The 17,492-nt window shown below is 70.4% G+C and carries 19 protein-coding genes; 15 read left to right on the forward strand and 4 right to left on the reverse strand.

What is annotated here, in order from left to right; all coding sequences use genetic code 11:
* Positions 1-5: 5 nt before the first annotated feature.
* Together ACIP8W_RS21420 and ACIP8W_RS21425 are read left to right on the forward strand one after the other, a co-directional pair.
* Entirely contained in the window at positions 6-923 is a 918-nt protein-coding gene (locus tag ACIP8W_RS21420) for a carbohydrate ABC transporter permease (protein WP_401955842.1), read from the forward strand.
* A 9-nt stretch (positions 924-932) separates the two neighbouring features.
* Positions 933-1,889: a carbohydrate ABC transporter permease gene (locus ACIP8W_RS21425; RefSeq protein WP_401955841.1), complete on the forward strand. Its 957-nt coding sequence runs from the start codon at positions 933-935 to the stop codon at positions 1,887-1,889.
* Positions 1,890-1,962: 73 nt separating this feature from the next.
* Here ACIP8W_RS21425 and ACIP8W_RS21430 read toward each other — a convergent pair whose 3' ends face one another.
* Both ACIP8W_RS21430 and ACIP8W_RS21435 read right to left on the reverse strand, forming a co-directional pair.
* Entirely contained in the window at positions 1,963-2,754 is a 792-nt protein-coding gene (locus tag ACIP8W_RS21430) for an SAM-dependent methyltransferase (RefSeq protein ID WP_402154173.1), read from the reverse strand.
* Positions 2,755-3,030: 276 nt separating this feature from the next.
* The gene (locus ACIP8W_RS21435; protein ID WP_401955839.1) at positions 3,031-3,996 is read right to left on the reverse strand and encodes a pirin family protein; all 966 of its coding nucleotides are present in this window, start codon (positions 3,994-3,996) and stop codon (positions 3,031-3,033) included.
* Between the two features lie 115 nt (positions 3,997-4,111).
* Between ACIP8W_RS21435 and ACIP8W_RS21440 the strand changes: the two genes are divergently transcribed.
* Positions 4,112-4,477: a tetratricopeptide repeat protein gene (locus ACIP8W_RS21440; protein WP_401955838.1), complete on the forward strand. Its 366-nt coding sequence runs from the start codon at positions 4,112-4,114 to the stop codon at positions 4,475-4,477.
* 179 nt (positions 4,478-4,656) lie between these two features.
* Positions 4,657-5,106 carry a DUF5709 domain-containing protein gene (locus ACIP8W_RS21445; RefSeq protein ID WP_402204270.1) on the forward strand — a complete coding sequence of 150 codons (450 nt, stop codon included), beginning with the start codon at positions 4,657-4,659 and terminating at the stop codon, positions 5,104-5,106.
* 106 nt (positions 5,107-5,212) lie between these two features.
* On the opposite strand, the gene ACIP8W_RS21450 is transcribed toward ACIP8W_RS21445, so the two are convergent.
* Both ACIP8W_RS21450 and ACIP8W_RS21455 read right to left on the reverse strand, forming a co-directional pair.
* Positions 5,213-5,656 carry an ATP-binding protein gene (locus ACIP8W_RS21450; RefSeq protein ID WP_401955837.1) on the reverse strand — a complete coding sequence of 148 codons (444 nt, stop codon included), beginning with the start codon at positions 5,654-5,656 and terminating at the stop codon, positions 5,213-5,215.
* A gap of 243 nt (positions 5,657-5,899) precedes the next feature.
* Positions 5,900-6,268 carry a hypothetical protein gene (locus ACIP8W_RS21455; RefSeq protein ID WP_401955836.1) on the reverse strand — a complete coding sequence of 123 codons (369 nt, stop codon included), beginning with the start codon at positions 6,266-6,268 and terminating at the stop codon, positions 5,900-5,902.
* Between the two features lie 510 nt (positions 6,269-6,778).
* Between ACIP8W_RS21455 and ACIP8W_RS21460 the strand changes: the two genes are divergently transcribed.
* The 11 genes from ACIP8W_RS21460 to ACIP8W_RS21510 all read left to right on the forward strand — a co-directional run bounded on the left by ACIP8W_RS21460 (position 6,779) and on the right by ACIP8W_RS21510 (position 17,489).
* A complete protein-coding gene (locus ACIP8W_RS21460; protein ID WP_401955835.1) occupies positions 6,779-7,912 on the forward strand; it encodes an LLM class flavin-dependent oxidoreductase in 1,134 nt (377 codons plus the stop codon).
* Entirely contained in the window at positions 7,909-8,451 is a 543-nt protein-coding gene (locus tag ACIP8W_RS21465) for a GNAT family N-acetyltransferase (RefSeq protein ID WP_402152616.1), read from the forward strand. Before ACIP8W_RS21460 ends, ACIP8W_RS21465 begins: the two co-directional genes overlap by 4 nt.
* A gap of 52 nt (positions 8,452-8,503) precedes the next feature.
* Complete coding sequence (locus tag ACIP8W_RS21470) at positions 8,504-9,664, forward strand: amino acid ABC transporter permease (RefSeq protein ID WP_402204181.1); 1,161 nt, start codon at positions 8,504-8,506, stop codon at positions 9,662-9,664.
* Positions 9,661-10,434, forward strand: a complete 774-nt coding sequence (locus ACIP8W_RS21475) for an amino acid ABC transporter ATP-binding protein (protein ID WP_401955832.1) — start codon at positions 9,661-9,663, stop codon at positions 10,432-10,434. Before ACIP8W_RS21470 ends, ACIP8W_RS21475 begins: the two co-directional genes overlap by 4 nt.
* Before the next feature lie 95 nt (positions 10,435-10,529).
* Positions 10,530-11,522, forward strand: a complete 993-nt coding sequence (locus tag ACIP8W_RS21480) for an ABC transporter substrate-binding protein (RefSeq protein ID WP_401955831.1) — start codon at positions 10,530-10,532, stop codon at positions 11,520-11,522.
* A 177-nt stretch (positions 11,523-11,699) separates the two neighbouring features.
* Entirely contained in the window at positions 11,700-11,870 is a 171-nt protein-coding gene (locus tag ACIP8W_RS21485) for a hypothetical protein (RefSeq protein ID WP_401955830.1), read from the forward strand.
* 493 nt (positions 11,871-12,363) lie between these two features.
* Positions 12,364-14,301, forward strand: a complete 1,938-nt coding sequence (locus ACIP8W_RS21490; protein ID WP_402204272.1) for an APC family permease — start codon at positions 12,364-12,366, stop codon at positions 14,299-14,301.
* Between the two features lie 160 nt (positions 14,302-14,461).
* Positions 14,462-14,650 carry a hypothetical protein gene (locus tag ACIP8W_RS21495; protein WP_401955829.1) on the forward strand — a complete coding sequence of 63 codons (189 nt, stop codon included), beginning with the start codon at positions 14,462-14,464 and terminating at the stop codon, positions 14,648-14,650.
* A gap of 92 nt (positions 14,651-14,742) precedes the next feature.
* Positions 14,743-15,387, forward strand: coding sequence for a hypothetical protein (locus ACIP8W_RS21500; protein ID WP_402204184.1), 645 nt, complete (start codon positions 14,743-14,745; stop codon positions 15,385-15,387).
* 60 nt (positions 15,388-15,447) lie between these two features.
* A complete protein-coding gene (locus ACIP8W_RS21505) occupies positions 15,448-16,374 on the forward strand; it encodes a DUF6895 family protein (RefSeq protein WP_401955827.1) in 927 nt (308 codons plus the stop codon).
* The gene (locus tag ACIP8W_RS21510) at positions 16,371-17,489 is read left to right on the forward strand and encodes a serine hydrolase domain-containing protein (protein WP_402204186.1); all 1,119 of its coding nucleotides are present in this window, start codon (positions 16,371-16,373) and stop codon (positions 17,487-17,489) included. The genes ACIP8W_RS21505 and ACIP8W_RS21510 overlap by 4 nt, the downstream gene beginning before the upstream one ends.
* Positions 17,490-17,492 lie beyond the last annotated feature (3 nt).

Below are 17,492 nucleotides of genomic sequence, written 5' to 3' on the forward strand. Positions count from 1 at the left end.
CCCCCATGACCGCCGTCTCCGCCGACTCCGCCGTCCGGCCGAAGCGGGGCGACCGCAGCGCCCGCAACCCGGTCGGCCGCGCCGGATACTTCTTCGTCTCCGGCTATGTCCTCCTGCTCCTCGCCTTCGGTGTCCTGCCCACCGGCTACGCCATCTGGCTGGCCCTGTCCAACTCCCGTGGCCAGTACGTCGGTCTGGGAAACTTCACCCGTACCTTCGCCGACTACCGCTTCGGCCCGGCCTTCGTCCACATCGGGCTGTACCTGCTGGTCTGGCTGGTCACGCTGATGGTCCTGGTCGTGCTGCTCTCCTTGATGCTGCACGGCAGGATGCGCCGGACCTCCTCCGCCCTGCGGTTCCTCTTCTATCTGCCCGGGGCGCTCGCCGGGGTGGCCAGTGTGCTGCTGTGGCTCATCCTGCTCGACCCGGCCTCCAGCCCGGTCGGATGGCTGCTGGACGCCCTCGGCTGGCACACCCTCGCCCAGGTCATCTCCCCCGGCCATCTGCCGGTTCTCTTCACCGTCATCGCCTTCTGGACCGGGGCCGGGGGCTGGATCGTGATCATGTACGGGGCGCTCAACAACATCCCCGACGAGATCCTGGAGGCGGCCCGGATCGACGGCGCGAGCACCCTCCAGATCGCGCTGCGCATCCAGATACCGATGCTCACCAAGTGGATCGCCTACATGCTGATCCTCGCCTTCGCGGCGGGCACCCAGCTGTTCGTCGAACCGCAACTGGTCTCCACCGCCAGCTGGGGCATGATCCCCGACAGCTGGTCGCCCAACCAGCTCTCCTACCAATACGCCTTCCAGGCAGGCGACTTCAACGGCGCCGCGGCGCTCTCGATCGACCTGCTCCTCCTCGGGCTCGGCTGCGCGGCACTCGTCGTCTTCCGCGCCGGACTGTTCGACCGGGACTGAGAGGCCGTCATGACGCTCATCTCCTCCGCCGGCCGGGACCGGCGCACGGCCGCCGGACCCCCCACGTCCGGCCGCCCCACTAAACCGCGGCGGGTCCGTCCGAAGAGCCTGGCCGCCCGCACCGCGTGGATCATCGTCCTGGGCTTCTTCCTGCTGTTCTTCGTACTGCCGGTGGTCTGGCTGCTGCTCGCCCCGACCAAGAGCGACGGGCAGCTCCTGCGAGACGCCCCGTTCACCTTCGGATCCCTGGGGCGGCTCGCCGACACCTGGCACAACCTGTACGGCTTCCAGGACGGGGTCATCCTCGACTGGCTGAAGAACTCCGCCCTGTACACCTTCGGCGCGCTGGCCATCACCCTCGTCACCGGTATCCCCGCCGGATACGGTCTGGCGCTCACCCGGTTCATCGGCCGCCGGCTGCTGCTGACCATCACACTGCTGGTGATGCTGATGCCCTCGGCCGCGCTGGTCCTGCCGTTGTACCTGGAGATCAACGCCGTCCATCTGGACGGCACGATCTGGTCGGTCATCCTGCCTTTCTCGTTCTTCCCGTTCGGTGTCTACCTCACCTACATCTACTTCTCGTCCAACCTGCCGGCCGACCTGCTGGCCGCCGCGCGGATCGACGGCTGCTCGGAGTGGCAGGTGTTCCGGCTCATCGCCATGCCGTTGGCCAAGCCGGTCGTCGCGCTGGTCGGCTTCTTCAACTTCGTCGGCAACTGGAACAACTTCTTCCTGCCGTTCGTGATGCTGCCCGACAGTTCCCAGTACCCGGCACAGGTGGGGCTGAGCAATCTGCTCACCTCGTCGTCGGTCTTCAACACCTCGGCGGGGGTCGGCAATCAGATCATGCGGCCGGAGCTCGCCCTCGCCGCGCTGATCACCATCGTGCCCGTCCTGCTCGTCTTCCTCTTCTCCCAGCGCGCGCTGGTCTCCGGCATGCTCGCCGGCGCGACAAAGGAGTGACGGGCTACTGCCCGCTCTACGACACGCAACCCCGGCAACCAGGGCGCACAGCGCTGGTTGCCGGGGTGTGTTTTCACGCTTTGCGGGCGATGTATCCCCACTGGTCGACGTCGGGCTGGTCGGCACCCGTCTCGGGGAACCAGCGGTTGATGGGGGCGAGCCCCGGCGCCGGAACGACGAGACCGGCGGCGCACGCCTCGATCTCCGCCGCGGTACGGACCCGGTAGGGCGGTGCGCCGGAACCGGAGTAGGCATCGGCGGCGGCGCACATCGCCGGGGAGTCGATCGAGGTACACAGCGCCAGGTAACTGCCCGACACCAGGCGCGACATGTAGTTCTGCACCAGTTCGGCCGCCTCGGTGGCGTCCTCGACGTGGCCTATCGTGGAGAGGATGATCAGTCCGACGGGCTGTGTGAGGTCGAGGGTCCGCTCGGCCTTGGCGAGTACGGTCTCGGGGTCGGTGAGGTCGGCGTCGACGTAGTCGGTGGCGCCCTCGGCGTTGCTGGTGAGCAGGGCCCGCGCGTGGGCGAGGACGATCGGGTCGTGGTCGACGTAGACGATCCGGGACGCCGGGGCCGCCCGCTGGGCCACCTCGTGGGTGTTGTCGGCGGTGGGCAGACCGGTTCCGAGGTCGAGGAACTGCCGGATGCCCGCGTCGGTGGCGAGATGCCGGATCGAGCGGCCGAGGAACGCGCGGGAGGCGCGGGCGGCCGCCACCAGGACCGGGTGTTCACGCTTGACCAGCTCGCCGAGTTCCTGGTCGGGCAGGTAGTTGTCCTTCCCGCCCAGGAGATAGTTCCAGAACCGCGCGGAGTGGGGCCTGTCCGTCTGGAGGTCCACGTCGCGTGCCAGGTCGTTCGACATGAGCGATGTCCTTTCAATTCAATGGAGTAGAGCGGCTGTTCGGGCAAGAGGCTTGGGCTGCCAGGGGGTGCCGTCGGCGTGGAGACGGCAGCTGTCCGGCGGTGTCGGGCCGGGGCGCGGTCCCCCTTCTCGTACCAAGCAACTCGGTGGACCAGCAACCCTTTTCGGCAGGCGGAGCCAACCTCGAGGGGCCGGACACATTGTAGGGTCGCGAAGCGCCCAGGAGCGGCGCGGCAGTGATTTCGGACAGGCCGCCGCCCACGCCGCATCGCCAGGTCAGCGCACCCGTCCGCGCGGTTTCAGCGCCACCGGCGGGAGTTCGGGAGCGGGCAGCCGGTCGCCGTCGTAGCCCGTCACCTCTCCGAAGCGGGCACTCTCCATCCAGTCCTTTCGCGCCATCTCGATCTCCTCGTGCGAACGGCCCACGAAATTCCACCACATGACGATCTCCTCCTCGAAGGGCTCGCCGCCGAGGAGCATCAGACCCGCGTCGGACACGGCGCGCAGGGGGAGTTCGGAACGGCCGCAGCCGAGGTAGAGCATGGAGCCGGGGAGTACGGGCACGCCGTCGACCTCGGCCTCGCCGGACATGGACAGGACGGCGTACTCGAAGTCGGGGTCGAGCGGCAGACGGCTCTCGCTGCCCGCGGCGAGGGTGAGGTCGGCGCCGACCAGGGGGGTGTAGGCCGTGCCGGGCGAGGTGGCGGTGTCGAGTGTGCCCAGGATGACGGTGGCGGTCAGACCGGGGGCGGTGACGACGGGGAGTTCGGTGTGGTGCTGGAAGTGTGGTGCGATATCGCGGTGGGCGTCCGGGAGGGCGACCCAGAGCTGTGCGCCGTGGAGAAGGCGGGCGTGGGGGCGCGGGCTCTCCTCGGAGTGGGAGATCGCCCGGCCCGCGGTCATCAGCCCCAGTTCGCGCGGGCGTACGGTCTGGAGGCTGCCCAGGCTGTCACGGTGCAGCACCTCCCCCTCGTGCAGCCAGCTGACCGTCTGGAGCCCCATGTGCGGGTGGGGCGGCACCTGCATGCCCGGCTCGTCGGCGATGTCGTCGGGCCCGTAGTGATCGACGAAGGCCCATGCCCCGACCATGCGGCGGCCCAGATTCGGCAGCAGTCTGCGGACCTCGGTGGATTCGCCCAGTTGGACCCGGCGGGGGCTCAGCAGTTCGCGTACCGGCTCGGCCACGACGAAGCCCCGGCCGCCGCAGACGGAGAGGGCTGCCTGACGATCAAGATTGCTCATGGCGCCCAAGATATTCCCGTAGCGCCCGAACCGTCAGCATCCGCGCCCCACCAGTCGTGGAATATTCAACTACCAGGGGCTGTTGACGGCTGCGGAGGACGATGGAGGAGGGCACGTGGAAAGCACGTACTACGAGTACGGAACGGCCGCCGAGCGCTGGGACCGCGCCCAGCTGTTCTTCGATACGAAGGAGTACGTCACGGCCGCCCGCATCCTCGGCGGGCTGGTCGACGAGGTACCGGAGCAGGTCGCCCCGAGGCTGCTGCTCGCCCGCGCCTACTACCACTCGGCGCGGCTGGCGAAGGCGGAGACCGAGCTGCGGTCGGTGCTGGAGCGCGACCCGGTGGAGCGGTACGCGCGGCTGATGCTGGGCCGCACACTGGAGCGACAGGGCAGGGCGGCGGAGGCCGCGGCCCAGCTGCGGCTGGCCGCCGCACTGGCCGGGGAGTTCGGTGGGTTCAGCAAGGGCGCGGCGCGGTAACGCCGTACGCGAGAGCTGGTGAGGGGCGGTGCGAGCCGCCCCTCACCGTTGTTTCCGCCGCCGTTTGACACGGCCGCCAGAGGTGGGAGGGTGGATCCAACGGGGCAAGCCGCATCCCACCGGGGCCGAGGGAGCACAGAGGCTAGGAGAACGACGTGAGCGGCGACAGGAGCGAGGAGATGGGCGACGAGGTCTACCAGCCGGACGGCTCCGAGGTCGGCGACGACCAGGGCATCCTCGACTCCGAGGACACACTCCTCGACCAGGGCTCGGACCCCTTCGACGAGGGCTGGTCCCCGCCCGACCGCCCCTGGGGCGTCGAACACACCGGGACGACGGCCGCCGAGCGGCAGGCCGGGGAATCACTGGACGAGCGGCTCTCCGAGGAGGTCCCCGAGCAGCCCCCGTTCGCCGGGGACGGTATCGGGGATCTGCCGTACGGGGAGGGCGAACTGCTGGACGACGAGGTCGGCGACGACCGGGCCGGCCAGTTGGTGGCCCCCGACGAGGGCGCCCACGAGGACGCCGAGAAGGACATGATCGCCAGCGAGGCCGGCAGTGGCGGCGGCGCCTCGGCGGAGGAGGCCGCGGTACGGCTCGTTCCCGACGCCGGTTCCGAGTGGGAGTGAGGCCGGCCGGTTCCGAGTGTGAGGCCGGCCGGTTCCGAGGGGAAGTGAGGCGCCGGACCCCGCCGTACAGCCATCCGGGTCGGAACAGCCATCCGGGTCGGACGGGTCAGACATGGGCCGCCGTGTCGATGGGGGTCAGCGGGGCCAGTGGTCTGCGCGGAACGCCCTGCGGTGTGCGCACACTCCTGGTGAACCAGATGACCTTGCCGCCCGCCGTGGCGCAGGTGCCCCAGCTGTCGCTCAGCGCGGCGACCCGGGCCAGCCCGCCGCCGCCCGCCGTGAGCAGCCGTGGCATGCGCGGGCCGTCGTCCTCGACCGAGGCGGTGAGATGGCGCCCCGTCCAGCGGAGCTCGATCACACAGGTGTTGTCGTCGCCGACATGGCGGTGGACGTTGGTCAGCAGTTCGCCGAGGCCCGCGCAGACGGGTCCGATGTGCGGATCGAGCCGCCAGAACCGCAGGTGCGCGGCGACGATGCGGCGCAGTTGCGGCACCCGCTCCGGTGCGGCGTGCGATGCCAGCACATAGTGGCGTGCGAGGGGAACGGTCATGGTCGAGTGCTCCTCACGGAGGGCCCACGGGCCGCACCGGCGTCGCGCCGGCGGACCCGGACCAACGGACCCCGGACACGGACGCGTGAGCACGAAGCGTGAGCGACAGTCACTTCCGAGTCATCCACAGCGTCACCCCGCCGGACACACTCCGCAACACGAACGGCGCGCACACGAACGGCGCGCACACGAACGGACGCGTACATCGGTGCCCGACACGGCACCTCGGCGCGGCCCAGGGGTCTACCGGCTCTCCAGCCGCAGCTGGATCTCCTCCTCCTGGTCCCCGGACGCCGTGCCGACGACCCGCACGGCAAACGCGGACGTCAGGCTTCTGCGCATGCTCTCCACCGCCGCGTAGCCGCCCTGAAGGGTCACCACGACCGGTGCCGTCAGCCGCGCGGGGGTGGGTTCGTCCCGTACGTCCGACGCGTCGAAGGTCGCGATCCATACCGTAGGCCGCTTCCCCGGCACCTCCATCGGGACGTCCTCGGCCGCGCGGTCGCAGCCGAACGCGGTCCGGAGCGCTCCGAACACCGCGTGCGCGTCCTCCTTGGCCCCGTCTCCGATCGCCACCACGACCTCGTCCGTGGGCCGGTCCACACTGTTCACCTGGGATCGTTCCTCTCGCTGCCGGACTGCTGACCGCTTCCAGGCTCTCCCCCGAGCCCGTCGGCCGCGACCGGAGCGCGCGGGACCGTGCGCCGGTGACGGGGCGTCCCCGTACGACCATCCTGTGAGCACGTGTTGACTTAAGCCGAATTCCCGTGCTGAATTGGCTCCATGCAGAAGCAGCTGCCGTTGGTCACCCGCGGACACATCGACTTCGGTCGAGTGTGGTCCGCCTCCTGTTACGCCTGACCCGGCAGCGGGCCGCCCGACCGGCCCCTCCCCTCCCCTCCCCCGGTGACCCTGTAGCGAACCGAGTTTCCCCGCTCCCACCGGGCATGTGCTGCCGCCGTACCCCTGACGCGCCGTGCCGTCACGCGCGGCCCCAGCCCCGCCCCGTACCACCAACGGTTCGTCATGTCCGCATGCCATCTGTCTGCCACCGGTATATGAGGCCCGGTCAAGTACCGCTCTGGCTAGGGCACTTCTTCTATTCTGCGCGAAAGGTCCGTCATGCCTGTGGAGTTCCTCGGTATCGCCGCCACCCACGACGGTTCGGAGACGAACCCCCGCTCGGGTGCCTCGTTCGACAAGGAATACACGCTCAAGCTCGCCCGTGCCCATGAGGACCACGGCTGGGACCGGGTGCTGTTCGCGTACGGTTCCGGCTCGCCCGACCCCGCTCCGGCTGCCGCGTACATCGCCTCCCGGCTCGACAAGCTCCAGATCCTGCTGGCACACCGGCCGAATGTCTCGTACCCGACGTTCGCCGCGAAGACTTTCGCGACGCTGGACCGGATCAGCGACGGCAGGCTCACGGTGCACTTCATCACCGGCGGAAACGATCACGAACAGGGGCGCGAGGGGGACACCCTCACCAAGGACCAGCGCTACACCCGCACACGCGAGTACATCGAGATCGTGAAGCGGATCTGGACCACGCACGAGCCCTTCGACCACGAGGGCGAGCACTACCAGTTCCATGACTTCGTCAGCGATGTCTTCCCGGTCCAACAGCCGCGCCCCGACGTCTCGTTCGGAGGATCCTCACCCGCGGCATACGCGGCGGGCGGCGCGGAGGCGGACATCTACGCCCTGTGGGGCGAGCCGCTGGAGAAGACCGCGGAGCAGATCGCGGCGGTACGGGCGGCGGCGCTCGCGGCGGGACGTACGACACCGCCGCGCGTCCAGGTGGCGTTCCGGCCGATCATCGCCCCCACCGAGGAACTGGCCTGGGAGAAGGCGTACCGGACGGTGGACGTCATCAAGGCCCGTACGGCGAAGGGTGATTCAACCGTGGTACGGCACCACCGCCGGGGCGAGCCGGAGAACTCCGGGTCGCAGCGGCTGCTCTCGATCGCCCGGGAGGGCGAGCGCTACGACCGGGCGCTCTGGACCCCGACCGCCGCCGCCACCGGGGGCGCGGGAAACTCCAATGCGCTGGTCGGCACACCGGAGACGGTCGCACAGGCGCTGCTGGACTACTACGACATCGGTGTGGACATCATCTCCGCCCGCGGTTACGACCTGTTGGGCGACGCGATCGACTTCGGCCGCCATGTCATCCCGCTGGTACGCGAAGGGGTCGCCCGGCGTGACGCCGAGCGCGCCGCCGGTGGGACCCGGCTCGTCGAGGCCGGCCGATGACCTCCGTCGCCGAACCCGGCGCACCCACCTGGCTGCGGACGTCCGTCACCGATCCGCTGGTCGCGCCGATGCTGCGCGAGCTGGGGCACGAGTACTCCACCCGGTACGGCAAGGACGCGCACGGCGAGCTGGCGCGCTATCCGGCCGAGGAGTTCGAACCACCCTACGGTGTACTGCTGTTGCTGCTGGAAAAGGGCGAACCGGTCGCGGGAGGGGCGTTCCGCCGGTACGACGGTGGTACCGCCGAGCTGAAGCGGATCTGGACCCACTCCGCCCACCGGCGGCGCGGGCTCGCCCGGCAGGTGGTCACCGAGCTGGAGCGCATCGCCGCCGAGCGCGGATACCGCCGGGTCTATCTCACCACCGGGCCGCGCCAGCCGGAGGCCCGTGGGCTGTATCTGGCGGCCGGATACACGGCGTTGTTCGACACGGGCGCCGATCCGGAGACCATCGGCCCGCTGCCCTTCGAGAAATACCTTGTCGACAGTGCGGGCAAGGACGCCGGCCCGCAGGGACACCGGCCACCGGGGAATCCCTGACCGGTCCGCCCGTACCCACGCGACAGCCCGAGACCGAGCGGCAGGAGCCCTGATGAACACCGCAACCGGCGCCGCGACGAACGCGTCAGCGTCCGTATCCGCCGAACCACCGGACACACTTCCCGTCGAAAACCCGGACGCGCTTTCCCCCGGACCACCGGCCATCGTCTCCGCCGGACCACCGGCCACACCCGCAGCGCCGACCGAATCCGCCGCTCCGCCGGTGGTGCCCTCGCCACGGAACCCGTCCGACGGCCCTGCCGGATCCGACGGCCTCGGCACCGATCCCGGCGACGGGGATCCCGCCGCGCTGAAGGTCGTTCCCGCACGCCACTACTGGCGGTGGGTGGCGGGGGTGGCCGTACTGGTCGTCCTCGCCCAGTTCGCCCACGGTCTGGTCACCAACCCGGGCTGGGAGTGGGAGGTCTTCTTCCTCTATCTCACCACCGACACCGTGTTGAAGGCCGTCGGGGTGACGCTCCAGCTCACCGTCTACGGCACGGTGCTCGGCTTCGCCCTCGGCGTGGTCCTCGCGGTGATGCGGCTGTCGCACAGCGCCATCCTCCAGACGGTCGCCTGGACGTACATCTGGGCCTTCCGTTCCATCCCGCTGATCGTGCAGCTGCTGTTCTGGTTCAATCTCGCCTATCTCTACAAGGAGTTGGGCATCGGGATCCCCTTCGGCCCGGTCCTGTGGAGCTTCGACACGATGAATCTGGTCGGCGCCCTGTCGGCCGCCGTCCTCGGACTCGCGCTGCATCAGGCGGCGTACGCGGCGGAGATCATCCGGGGTGGGATCATCTCCGTCGACAGCGGGCAGCTGGAGGCCGCCGCCGCGTTGGGGATCCCCCGGCTGCGTCAGCTCCGCCGTATCCTGCTGCCACAGGCGATGCGTTCCATCCTGCCCAACGCGGCCAATGAGGTCATCTCCCTGTTCAAGGGCACCTCGATCGTCTCCGTGATGGCCATCGGCGAGTTGTTCTACCAAGTACAGGTGATCTACGGCCGCAACGGCCGGGTCGTCCCGCTGCTGATGGTCGCCACGGTCTGGTACATCCTCCTCACCACCCTGCTGTCCATCGCCCAGTACTACGTGGAGCGGCACTTCGCGCGCGGCGCCGAACGCACTCCCCCGCCCACCCCGCTCCAGCGGGCCAGGGCCTTCACCCACAGGATGCGGGCTACGGCCACCACCGGAGGGATCGGGAAATGAGCACCGACAGCGCTCTGATGGTCGATGTGCGCGGCGTCCACAAGAGTTTCGGCACACTCGACGTGCTGCGCGGGGTCGATCTCCAGGTCCGTACGGGCGAGGTGACCGTGGTGGTCGGCCCCTCGGGGTCGGGAAAATCCACCCTGCTGCGCTCCATCAACCACCTCGAAAAGCTCGACCGGGGCCACATCGGCATCGACGGCGAGCTGATCGGCTACCGCCGGTCCGGCCAGGTGCTCCATGAGCTGAAGGAGCGGGAGGTGCTCAAGCAGCGTCTCCATATCGGCTTCGTCTTCCAGAACTTCCATCTCTTCCCGCATCTCACCGTCATCGAGAACATCATCGAGGCGCCTGTCTCGGCGCTGCGGCGACCTCGTAAGGAAGCCGTCGAGCAGGCCGCGGCGCTGCTGGAGCGCGTCGGGCTCGCGGACAGAGCGGGGGCGTACCCCCGTCAGCTCTCCGGTGGCCAGCAACAGCGGGTGGCCATCGCCCGCGCGCTCGCGCTGGAGCCCAAGGTGCTGCTCTTCGACGAGCCGACCTCGGCGCTCGACCCGGAGCTGGTGGGTGAGGTCCTCGATGTCATCAAGGACCTGGCGCTCAGCGGCACCACGATGATCGTGGTCACCCATGAGATCGGCTTCGCCCGCGAGGTCGCCGACACCGTCGTCTTCATGGACGAGGGAGTGATCGTCGAGCAGGGCCCGCCCGCGGAGGTTCTCGACCGTCCCCGGCACGAGCGCACCAAGGCGTTCCTCTCCAAGGTTCTGTGACCCTCCCGGTCACCTGTCACCGCTCGCCCCCCCTCGTCCCGCGGTACCACCCGCGCCGTCCCCGTGCCATCCGTCTTCTCAGCAAGGAGCCCTCCATGACGTCCAGCCGCGCCCTCGTCCGTACCACCGCCTCCTTCCTCGGTCTGGTCACCGCGTTCTCCCTCACCGCCTGCGGCAACTCGGCCCAGGAGGCCACCGAGAAGATCGCCGCGAAGGGCTCGGGCTCCGGTGATTCCTCGATCAATCCGAGCCCCGACCAGAACCGGGTCACCGCGGCCAAGGTGGACTCCCTCGCGGCCCTGGTCCCGGCGGCGGTCCGCGAGCGGGGCACGCTGGAGGTCGTCGGTTCGACCGGTTCCACTCCGCCGCTGAGCTTCTACGCCACCGACGACAAGACCGTGATCGGGGTGGAGCCCGACATCGCGTCACTCGTCGCGGATGTGCTCGGGCTCAAACTCCACTACAACTCGGTCGACTGGGCGAACATCTTCGTCGGTCTCGACAGCGGCAAGTACGACGCCGGTTTCAGCAATATCACCGTCACCGAGGAGCGCAAGGAGAAGTACGACTTCGCCACCTACCGGCTGGACAACCTCGCGTTCGAGGCCAGGAAGGGCTCCGGCTGGACGGTGAGGAAGCCCGAGGACGTCGCGGGGAAGACCATCGGTGTCGGATCCGGCACCAACCAGGAGAAGCTGCTGGTCACCTGGAGCGAGCAGAACGCGAAAAAGGGCCTCAAGGCCACCAATATCAAGTACTACCAGAATGCGACGGATTACTACCTCGCCCTCGGCTCCGGGCGCCTGGACGCCTATCTCGGCCCGAACCCGAGCGCCGCCTACCATGTCGCCTCCGCCGGGCAGACGGAGATCGTCGGTACGTACTCGGGCGGCGGGGCGGACGTCCAGGGGGAGATCGCGGCCACCACCAAGAAGGACAACGGTCTGGTCAAGGCCCTTCAGGGCGCCCTCGACACCGTCATCGAGGACGGCTCGTACAAGAAGGTCCTCGACCGCTGGGGGCTGGACAACGAAGCCGTCACGTCCTCCGAGCTGAACCCGCCGGGGCTGCCGAAGACCAATCAGTAACCCTCGTGGCAGCGGTCGGCCACCGTTCCGGAAGCAGGTTCCGGGACGGTGGCGGACGCCTGTCCCGGGGCCTTTCCGACCGTAGTACCGTGCGCGGGGCCGGTCCGGCCCCGTACACTCGCCAGCGCTCCCGAACCGACCGGGAAGCGTCACCTGCCTGGAAGGAAGCGTTTCGCCGTGAGCTTCGTTGATACCGACGCGCCGATCTACGCCCTGCTCATAAGAGAACGCGGTGACGTGCCCGCCGATGTGAGCAGGACCGCCGAACAAGTCCTGCGGGAGCTGGAGCGCACGATGAACATGTACGGCGGGTCCTCCTTCCCGACCTCCTTCCCCGCACAGCGGTAGCGGTACGGCCACCCGGCCGCCGCCGGGTCCGTACCACCGAACGGGTTGTCGGGGATTCCGCCCGTGTGTCGTCCCCCGCCGGTGGCGCCGATGACCCGGTCCGCCGCAGAGACTCACGGATGTGACGGATACCCAGAGAGCGCGGGAGGACGCCGGCGGGCCGGTCCCGCCGGAGCCCGACGCGGAGCGGTCGACACTGCTGCGGCTGGTGGGCCGGGAGTGGGGGCGGGTCTCGGCCTCCCCCGGCGCCTGGCGCCGCGCGCTGCCCGTGGACCCCGACGCGGGCGACTATCCGGAGCGCGCGCAGGTCGTGCCGCCGCGCTTCGGCCGGTTCGTCCGTGTCCCGCCGCTCGTCGCGCCCCCGCCGTCCGCCGTACGTCCCCCGGGAACGGGCGACGGATCGAGTACGGCCCTGCCCGGCCGGTTCGGCACGCGGGTCCGGCGCGCGCTGCTGGGGGCACCGCTGCGCAGCACCGCGATCGTCCGGGAGCGGATGCGCAAGCTGGTGGCGCTGCCGGTGCTCTCCGCCGACGCGCTGTCGTCGGTGGCGTACGGCCCCGAGGCGATGCTCGCGGTCCTGGTCCTCGGCGGCGCCGCGGGGCTGGCGTACTCGGTGCCGGTGGCCCTGGCGATCGTCCTGCTGATGCTGGCCGTCGGCCTGTCGTACCGTCAGACGATCCGCGCCTATCCGCACGGCGGGGGTTCGTACATCGTCGCCACCGACAATCTGGGGCGGTTGCCGGGGCTGGTGGCGGCGGCCGGGCTGATGACGGACTACATCCTGACCGTCGCGGTCTCCGTCTCGTCCGGGATGGCCGCGGTCACCTCGGCGCTCCCCGGGCTGGCGGACGAGGCCGTGTCGATCGGTGTTCTGGTCATCGCCCTGCTGCTGGCGGGGAATCTGCGGGGTGTCCGGCAGGCGGGCGCGCTGTTCTCGGCACCGACCTACGCCTTCGTCATCGCCATCGCGGCCCTGGTGGCGGCGGGGCTGTACGACGCGGCGGGCCGTGACTTCGAGCCCGTACCGCCGCCGCCCACACACCTCGCCGAGGGGGTCGGACTGCTGCTGGTGATGCGGGCCTTCGCGTCCGGTTCGACGGCGATGACGGGGATCGAGGCGATCTCCAACGCCGTGCCCGCGTTCCAGCCCGTCGCCTGGCGCAACGCGCGCACGACGCTGTCCTGGATGATCGGGCTGCTGATCGCGCTGTTCGCCGGTACGGTCGCGCTGGTGCACCTCCAGGGCGTCGTCCCGAGGTCGGAGGAGACCGTGCTGTCGCAACTGGCCCGGCTGAGTTTTGGATCCGGCTTCATGTACGTCTTCGTCCAGGCGGCGACGGCGCTGGTGCTGCTGCTGGCCGCGAACACCGCGTACAACGACTTCCCGCGCGTCCTGTTCCTGCTGGCGCGCGACCGGCACGCGCCGAAGATCTTCACGCGGCTGGGCGACCGGCTGGCGTTCAGCAACGGGATCATCCTGCTGTCGGTGGCGGCGGCGCTGGTCTATGTCGCGTTCGAGGGCAGGACTGCGGCGCTGATCCCGCTGTACGCCGTCGGGGTGTTCCTCGCGTTCACGCTGTCGCAGAGCGGCATGGTGGTGCACTGGTGGCGCCGGCGCGACCGGCACTGGCGCAAGAGCCTGTGCTTCAACGCGACGGGCGCCCTGCTCTCGGCGATCGTGTTCATCACGGCGGGCATCACCAAGTTCCAGGAGGGGGCCTGGGTGGCGATCCTCACCGTCGCCGTGTTCCTGCTGGTGACGACCCGGATCCGACGCCATTACGACCGGGTGGCGGCGGCTCTGCGGCTGCATCCCCGGCTGATCGAGATTCCCGGCGGTACGCTGGCGCCGCCGTGCGCGCCCAGCACACCGCCGGGGCGCCCGCTTGAGGCTCCGTCAGGGGCGAAGGCCGGAGCCGGGAACGGAGTTGAGGGCGGGATCGAGGGCGGAATCGGAGCCGAGACGGGAGCCGAGACGGGAGCCGGGAACGGAGTCGGGACCGAGGCCGAGGAGACCCCTGAGGAGATCCGCCATCTGTCCGTCGTACCGGTCGACGCGTTGCAGTTGGCGAGCATGCGCGCGCTGGCCTACGCCGCCTCCCTCCAACAGCCCGTCCTCGCCCTGCATGTCGCCCTGAGCGACGAGGACGCCGAGCGCTTCCGGGCCGCCTGGCTGCTGTGGGGCGACCATCTGCCGCTGCGGATCGTCGTCTCGCCCTATCGCGCGGTGGTGGCGCCTCTGATCAGTTATATCGAGTCGCTGCACCATCAGCGCCCGGATCTGACCATCACGGTCATCATTCCGGAGATCGTCGTACGTCACTGGTGGCATCGTCTGCTCCACAGCCCGCTGGCGGGACGGCTGAAACGGGCGCTGCGGCATCTGCCGAAGATCGTGGTGACGACCGTCCCCTTCCATGTCGTCGATTGAGGGACACGCAGGTCACGGGGTTCCGAAGAGAAGTCGCGCGTTGAACGATCGCGAGTTGAAGGATCAACTTTCTTCCCCATTAGCCGATTTGTCCGATTAGCCCTAGAGTTGATTATGGCATTGCCCGTAGGGGCTATGGCATCTACCTCAGGAGCCCACGATGCTTTCCACGTACATCAGGCCTGGAGAAATCACCCTCGACACGACCTCTTTGGCATCGGCCATGGCCGAGCCGGAGACCCCGGTCAGCGACGCGCCGGGATACGCGCCGGAAGGCGCGGGCCTGCTGCTGCTCGGCCTGCTGCTCGCACTCTCCCCGAGCGAGCCCAAGGAGCCGAAGAGCCGGTGAGTCCCGACCGGCCGACGGTGGCCTATCACGCATCAGCGGCCGGCCTGGCACGACGTGCTCTCGGTGCCCTTCGGGGCGCCGGGAGCACGGCCATGGTCGCCGAGCACGTGCAGAACGCGCAGGATCCCGGCGCGGCGCTGGCCGCCATCCGGATCATCGGCGCCGACACCTTCGCCCCCGCCCTGCTGGCGGGGGTCGCCCTGCATCCGCAGGACGCGGAGGCCGTGGCCCTGTCCTTCACCGCGCTGCCGCCCTCGCAGGAGGTGACGCCCTCGCCGCCCACCGGCCCCGAGGAACCCTGGGTCATGGCCTGGCGCGACTGGGCCACCGTCACCCTGCTGACCGCCCTCGCGAGCAGTGCGGCCGAACGGGTGGCAGCGCCGCGACCCGCCCCGCCCTCGGTCACCGACCCCGCCTCCGGGGAGATCGCCGACTGGCCCGCCTGGTCGGTCCGGATGGGGCAACTGTCCACCCTGGCCCTGCCGGGTCTCGACGGGCCCGTGCACGACGCGGCCCGCGCCGCCCCGCTGGCCCTGTCACGCGGGGCCACCCGGGCCGTACTGCGCAGGGATTATCCGACCGCCGCGCGGATCGTGCGCTGGCTGGCGTGGCTGCGCGCGGACGGTGTGGCGCTGCCGCTCGACCCGGCGCCGCTGGTGGAGCACATCGGGCTGACGTCCGGCGGTGACCGCGTGGCGCTGGACACCGCCATCTCCCGTCGGCTGATCGTCGGCTGAGCCCGCCCCACCCGTACGAGACCCCGACCCACCCCGTACGAGATCGGACCGACCTCCGCCATGGCCATGTCGCTCACGCAGAACGCCCACCGGATCACCTCCCAGGCCCTGGCCTGGCTGCACACGAACCGCGAGTACGGCATGCTCCCGCCCGACAGCACCGCCGAACTCTCCGATCCCGACAACGCCTACAAGCCGCTGGGCGAGACCGCGCTGGCCGCCTCGCTCGTCCTGCGCGAGGGGGTGGCGGGCGCCACCGAACTGCGGCTCGCCCGCGAGCTGCTGGACTTCTGCTGGAAGCAGCTGCGCGGCGGCGATCTGCTGCACGAGCGGCTGCTGCGCTATCCGCTGATGAGCGACCCGCTGGAGACCTACGTCCACTTCGCCCGCTGCGGGATCCGCCACGAGGCCCTGGACCGGCTGCTCGCGCACACCACCTCGCTCCGTTCCGCCCGTTCCTCGGAGGCGATGCCCAACCGGCGTCTCGCCGTGGCCAACGCGATCCGGGTCGGCGGCTTCGAGCACGACAGCTACCCCGTCGACTGGACCGGGCTGACGCGCGCCACCTGGCTCGGCGCGGTCCCCGAACCGTGGCTCATCGACTGGATGGGCGGCTACAACATGACGCACACCGTCTTCCACCTCACCGACTGGGGCCGTCTCCCCTCGGGGCTGCCGGAGGACATCGCCGGATATCTGGACCACTGGCTGCCGGTCTGGCTGGACGTCTGGACCGAGATCGGCGAGTGGGACCTGATGGGCGAGCTGCTGATCGTCGGCGACTGTCTGCCCGTACCGCCCGCCGCCCCTTCGGCCTGGGAACAGCTGGACCGGATCCAGCACAAGGACGGGCTCGTGCCGCGCAGCAGCGATCCCGTCGAGGGCGACGCCGCCCACCGCTTCCACACGCACCACCATCCCACCGTGGTCGCGGCGGTCGCCGGCACGCTCGCCGTCTCGCGCGCGCTCGGGGCGCGGGCGGCATGACCGTACGGACGGCCGGGGCGTTGTACGAGATCAAGGCGCCCGGCGAGGCCAGGGCCCCCGACTGGGCGGCCGGGCCCGCCGCCGCGCTGCGGGCCCTGGCCCCCGCCGGGAGCGCGGTCGCCGTCGCGCTGCGCCGGGACGACCGGCGGGCCGTCGTCACCTTCGGCGCCACCGAGCGCGACGGCGGGGTGCCGGTCACGGCCGACACGCTGTTCGAGACCGGTTCGCTCACCAAGTGTTTCACCGCGCTGCTCCTGGCCGAGCAGGTCGCCCGGGGCGAGATCGGGTACGGCGACCCGCTGGCCCGGTTCCTGCCGCCCGAGGCGCTGCCCCGCGCCCGCGGCGGGCCCATCACCCCGCTCCATCTGGTCACCCATACCTCGGGGCTGCCCCGGCAGCCGCCCGGTCTGCCGGCGACGGCCGTCCGGGAGTGGTTCACCAATCCGTACGCGCGTTTCTCCACCGATGATCTGCTGCGCTCGCTCGCCGCGACCCGCCCGCGTGCCCGGCCCGGCGAGCGGGTGCGGTACTCCAACTTCGGGGTGGGGCTGCTCGGTCATCTCCTCACGGTGGCCGCGCCCGGTCACCGGGGGTACGGGGACCTCCTCGCGGCCCGGGTGCTGGAGCCGCTCGGGCTGCGCCACACCACCGGCTCGCCCGAGGCCGGGCGGGCCACGCAGGCGACCGGCTATTGGCATGAGCGCGCCAGGCCGCCCTGGCGGATCCCCGGCCTCGCCGGAGCGGGCGCCGTCCGCTCCAGCGCCCGCGATCTGCTGGCCCTGCTCGACGCGCTGACGGACGGTGGGCCCGGGGATCCGCCGGGCCGCCCCGGCCCGCCGCCGTCGCTGCGGGCCGCGCTGACGGATGTCGTACGGCCGCGGCTCGCCCTGCGCGGCGGCACCCGGCGGCTGGCGCTCGTCTGGAACATCCGGGTCAGGCCGGGCGGCGATGTCTACCACCACTCCGGCGGCACCCGTGGCTTCAGCTCCTTCGCCGGGTTCTGTCCGGACCACCGCACCGCCCTGGTCGCGCTGGTGAACACGGGCCCGGGAAGCGCTCAGCGGTTCCTCCAGGGGGCGTACGAGGCGCTGCTGTCGCTGGCGCCGTCGCGCTGACCG

It is taken from the genome of Streptomyces sp. NPDC088554, from assembly GCF_044752945.1.
Classification (GTDB): domain Bacteria; phylum Actinomycetota; class Actinomycetes; order Streptomycetales; family Streptomycetaceae; genus Streptomyces.

Bases quoted from the DNA above. Each gene is read 5' to 3' on its own strand.
- ACIP8W_RS21435 (WP_401955839.1), bottom strand. From the start codon at position 3,996: ATGAGCAATCTTGATCGTCAGGCAGCCCTCTCCGTCTGCGGCGGCCGG.
- ACIP8W_RS21460 (WP_401955835.1), top strand. From the start codon at position 6,779: ATGCCTGTGGAGTTCCTCGGTATCGCCGCCACCCACGACGGTTCGGAG.
- ACIP8W_RS21420 (WP_401955842.1), top strand. From the start codon at position 6: ATGACCGCCGTCTCCGCCGACTCCGCCGTCCGGCCGAAGCGGGGCGAC.
- ACIP8W_RS21480 (WP_401955831.1), top strand. From the start codon at position 10,530: ATGACGTCCAGCCGCGCCCTCGTCCGTACCACCGCCTCCTTCCTCGGT.
- ACIP8W_RS21425 (WP_401955841.1), top strand. From the start codon at position 933: ATGACGCTCATCTCCTCCGCCGGCCGGGACCGGCGCACGGCCGCCGGA.
- ACIP8W_RS21505 (WP_401955827.1), top strand. From the start codon at position 15,448: ATGGCCATGTCGCTCACGCAGAACGCCCACCGGATCACCTCCCAGGCC.
- ACIP8W_RS21465 (WP_402152616.1), top strand. From the start codon at position 7,909: ATGACCTCCGTCGCCGAACCCGGCGCACCCACCTGGCTGCGGACGTCC.
- ACIP8W_RS21490 (WP_402204272.1), top strand. From the start codon at position 12,364: ATGCGCAAGCTGGTGGCGCTGCCGGTGCTCTCCGCCGACGCGCTGTCG.
- ACIP8W_RS21470 (WP_402204181.1), top strand. From the start codon at position 8,504: ATGAACACCGCAACCGGCGCCGCGACGAACGCGTCAGCGTCCGTATCC.
- ACIP8W_RS21430 (WP_402154173.1), bottom strand. From the start codon at position 2,754: ATGTCGAACGACCTGGCACGCGACGTGGACCTCCAGACGGACAGGCCC.
- ACIP8W_RS21475 (WP_401955832.1), top strand. From the start codon at position 9,661: ATGAGCACCGACAGCGCTCTGATGGTCGATGTGCGCGGCGTCCACAAG.
- ACIP8W_RS21495 (WP_401955829.1), top strand. From the start codon at position 14,462: ATGCTTTCCACGTACATCAGGCCTGGAGAAATCACCCTCGACACGACC.
- ACIP8W_RS21445 (WP_402204270.1), top strand. From the start codon at position 4,657: ATGGGCGACGAGGTCTACCAGCCGGACGGCTCCGAGGTCGGCGACGAC.
- ACIP8W_RS21510 (WP_402204186.1), top strand. From the start codon at position 16,371: ATGACCGTACGGACGGCCGGGGCGTTGTACGAGATCAAGGCGCCCGGC.
- ACIP8W_RS21450 (WP_401955837.1), bottom strand. From the start codon at position 5,656: ATGACCGTTCCCCTCGCACGCCACTATGTGCTGGCATCGCACGCCGCA.
- ACIP8W_RS21500 (WP_402204184.1), top strand. From the start codon at position 14,743: ATGGTCGCCGAGCACGTGCAGAACGCGCAGGATCCCGGCGCGGCGCTG.